At 56.8% G+C, this 3,637-nt stretch carries 3 protein-coding genes; 1 reads left to right on the top strand and 2 read right to left on the bottom strand.

Going from position 1 to position 3,637, the window contains the following annotated elements:
• Positions 1-127 precede the first annotated feature (127 nt).
• The gene (locus C5687_RS23655; protein ID WP_047958414.1) at positions 128-994 is read right to left on the bottom strand and encodes an aldo/keto reductase family oxidoreductase; all 867 of its coding nucleotides are present in this window, start codon (positions 992-994) and stop codon (positions 128-130) included.
• 145 nt (positions 995-1,139) lie between these two features.
• On the opposite strand from C5687_RS23655, the gene tcp reads away from it, so the two are divergent.
• Positions 1,140-2,801, top strand: a complete 1,662-nt coding sequence (gene tcp, locus C5687_RS23650) for a methyl-accepting chemotaxis citrate transducer (RefSeq protein WP_025758580.1) — start codon at positions 1,140-1,142, stop codon at positions 2,799-2,801.
• A gap of 33 nt (positions 2,802-2,834) precedes the next feature.
• Here the strand turns inward: tcp and smrA are convergent, their stop codons facing one another.
• A complete protein-coding gene (gene smrA / locus C5687_RS23645; RefSeq protein WP_025758579.1) occupies positions 2,835-3,398 on the bottom strand; it encodes a DNA endonuclease SmrA in 564 nt (187 codons plus the stop codon).
• Positions 3,399-3,637 lie beyond the last annotated feature (239 nt).

Below are 3,637 nucleotides of genomic sequence, written 5' to 3'. Positions count from 1 at the left end.
ACAGTATTACGGATTATGGCAAGGGATCAAGGTCATTTCCGGAAGCGAACCCAAACGCGTTGAAGTGTCAGGAGATTTAAAAGGCGCAAAGCCCAAAAGCACATGTCGGGCTTCGCGCCTGTGACGATCAGTCCATCAGCGTATTCAATGTTTCCAGTGCATCAGGCGGCAGCTGCAGTTCGCCCGCCGCGAGGTTTTGCCGCAGATGCGCCACGGACGAAGTGCCCGGGATCAGCAGGATATTCGGGGAACGTTGCAGCAGCCATGCCAGCGCAACCTGCATTGGCGTTGCGCCCAGCGAGTCGGCGACCGCCTGCAGCCCGGAAGATTGCAGTGGCGTAAAGCCGCCTAACGGGAAGAATGGCACATACGCAATCCCCTGCTGCGCCAGCAGATCCACCAGCGCATCGTCCCCCCGGTTTACAATGTTGTACATGTTCTGCACGCACACTACCGGCACCATCTTCTGCGCTTCCGCAACCTGAGTGGCCGTGACGTTGCTCAGGCCAATATGGCGCACCAGCCCCTGCTGCTGGAGCTCTGCTAGGGTGGAAAGCGGTTCAGCAATCGATCCTTCCGCCGGCCCGTGCGCGCTAAACATGATCCGCAGATTCACCACGTCCAGCACATCCAGCTGCAGATTACGCAGGTTGTCATGCACCGCCTGCGTCAGCTCCTGTGCGGAAAAGGCCGGTAGCCAGGCGCCTTTGCTGTCGCGACGGGCGCCAATTTTGGTCACAATCGTCAGATCGTCCCGGTACGGATGAAGCGCCTCGCGGATCAGCTGGTTAGTCACATGAGGGCCATAAAAATCACTGGTATCAATGTGGTTTACCCCCGCCGCCACGGCTTCACGTAACACCTCCAGCGCGGCATTTTTATCCTTCGGCGGCCCAAAGACGCCCGGCCCGGCCAGCTGCATCGCACCATAGCCCAGTCGTTTAACCGTTCGCGTTCCGAGCGCGTACGTCCCGCTTTTATCAATACTGCTCATGTTGACCTTCCTCATAAAAAATGATCCGGGTTTACAACAGGTTCCCTCACGGGCCCCTGAGTTAAGCGCGAGTTAAATTAAAGTTTAAATTCTCTACGACGATAGTATTGAAGAAACCCTGCATCTTCTCTAACGGACGACCGCTATGCTGAAAAATCTGCACGTGATTACCGGTATTATCTTTGCCCTCACCATATTCTGTCTGTTGCAAGTTGTCACGGGAGGGTTGTTCTACTCTGCCGTCAGTAACGATCGCCATAACTTCCAGAATTCCGGTGTGCTCAACGCTCAGCAGGAAAGCCTGAGCGACAGCGTGAACACGCTGGTGAAAACACGCGTCACCGTGACCCGCGTGGCGATCCGCTACCTGAAAAATCAGCGCGATCCGGCATCCCTTGCGGCGATCAATAAACTGCTCGGCACCGCAGGTGACTCGCTGGCAAAAGCCGAAGCCTATAACAAAGCGTGGCAAAAACTGCCGCAGGTTAACGGCCAGAACGCGGCATTGACCGACGAGATGCAGAAGTCCTGGAACCAGATGCACGAAGTGATGCGTTTGTCGATTGAGTATCTGCGTGCCGACAACTACCAGGCCTATGGCGATCTGGACGCGCAACAGGCGCAGGACGATATGGAAGCGGTCTATAACCGCTGGCGCGCCGAAAACAACACTCTGCTGAAAGCCGCCGCCGAAGAGAATCAGAGCAGCTTCACGCAGATGCAATGGACACTGGCGGCTATCTTGCTGGCCGTTATCGCGGTACTGGTGGTCATCTGGCAGGGTTTACAACACCTGTTGTTAAAACCACTCAACACCATTATGAACCATATTCGCGCGATTGCCGGGGGCGATCTGACGCAGGAAATCACTCTCTCTGGCCGCAATGAGATGGGCCAGCTGGCCGCCGGTCTGCATGAAATGCAGCAATCGCTGGTGACCACCGTCAGCGCCGTACGCGGCAGCACCGATTCCATCTACACCGGTGCAGGCGAAATTGCCGCAGGAAGTAACGATCTTTCCGCCCGTACCGAGCAGCAGGCAGCCTCGCTCGAAGAGACCGCCGCCAGCATGGAAGAGCTGACGGCGACGGTTAAACAGAACTCCGATAACGCCCGTCAGGCGACCCTGCTGGCGAAGAATGCTTCAGAAACGGCGGCGCGCGGCGGTCACGTGGTGGATAACGTGGTTCGCACCATGACCGAAATTGCCGACAGTTCGCAGCAAATTGCGCATATTACCGGCGTGATTGACAGTATCGCATTCCAGACCAACATTCTGGCACTTAACGCAGCGGTGGAAGCCGCCCGCGCCGGGGAGCAGGGTCGCGGTTTTGCGGTGGTCGCAGGTGAAGTCCGTACGCTGGCAAGCCGCAGCGCGCAGGCGGCGAAAGAGATCAAAGGGCTTATCGAAAACTCAGTCAGCCGGGTAAATACCGGTTCTGAGCAGGTCAGCGAGGCCGGCTCCACCATGAAAGAGATTGTCGCCGCCGTCACCCGCGTGACCGATATTATGGGTGAGATTTCCTCTGCGTCTGACGAGCAGAGCCGGGGAATTGAGCAGGTAAGTCTGGCCGTTTCGCAGATGGACAGCGTGACGCAGCAAAACGCCGCGCTGGTGCAGCAATCCGCCACGGCGGCGGCGGCGCTGGAAGATCAGTCCGAACAGCTGCGTCAGGCCGTCGCCGCGTTTCGTCTGAACGGAAAAGAGAAAGCGGTCGCCCCGCGCCCGACGAATGTGAAAACGCCACAGCTGTTGCGACCGGCAACGACAAGCGCGTCTGCCGACAGCAACTGGGAAACCTTCTGAGTCACCGGCGGGCGAGTGTCTCGCCCGCTCTCATTAGCGGCTGCGCTTGGCGTGCCGCTCCCAGTTCTCCTGTTTCGCTTCATCGGATTTGCGCAGCGAGACATAGCATGCCCCGCTGCCGCCGTGATGCGGCAGCGCCTCGCAGAAAGCCTGCACTTCCCCGAACTCGGTCAACCAGCGCGCCAGATAGCTGCGCACGACATTCGCATGTGAGCTCTGCTCGCGCCCTTTCCCATGAATGATAATCAGGTTACGTAACCCGTCGCGCCCGGCCTGGCGAATAAACGAAAACAGCATCTGACGGCAGCGTTCGGCGGGCTGGCGCAGGAGATTTAAGCTGGCCTGGCGGGGGTATTTACCCGATCGCAGCTTATCGATAACGCCCTGCTGTACCCCATCGCGCCGGAACGCCAGAGGCTCGTCAAGGGGCACCAGTTCAAGAAAACCCAGCGTCAGGAAGTTATCCAGCTGTTCACTATCTACCTTCTCGCGCACCCGCGTATTGCGGCTCGGCTGCCAGTGAATATCCGGGCCGCGCTTCAGGGGCTGGACATCCTCCATGGCGTCAAGAAAATAAGATTTGTCGTCAGGGTTCATGGACATCCTCCGGCTACAACTGAGGAGGGTACTATACCTGCGCCGGGGGGAGGCCTCAATCACCGTTAACCGCCGTCGCGCGATATAAATATTAACCCGATGAATATATATAGTATTTATAAAAAACGCTTTAATCTGACTTAACTTAAATTTCAGCGAGCGTAAAATAAGTGATTTGTGTTAAAAATTCGTAAAATCAAATACTCAACCCTCTTTCCTTTTTCTGGAAAGGTGTTATA

The organism is Enterobacter sichuanensis, from assembly GCF_002939185.1.
Taxonomy (GTDB): domain Bacteria; phylum Pseudomonadota; class Gammaproteobacteria; order Enterobacterales; family Enterobacteriaceae; genus Enterobacter; species Enterobacter sichuanensis.
Note: the sequence above shows the minus strand (reverse complement) of the source record. Positions and strands in the feature narration are given on the sequence as shown.

Excerpts from the sequence above, each read along its gene's own strand:
- C5687_RS23655 (WP_047958414.1), bottom strand. The coding sequence starts at position 994 with ATGAGCAGTATTGATAAAAGCGGGACGTACGCGCTCGGAACGCGAACG.
- tcp (WP_025758580.1), top strand. The coding sequence starts at position 1,140 with ATGCTGAAAAATCTGCACGTGATTACCGGTATTATCTTTGCCCTCACC.
- smrA (WP_025758579.1), bottom strand. The coding sequence starts at position 3,398 with ATGAACCCTGACGACAAATCTTATTTTCTTGACGCCATGGAGGATGTC.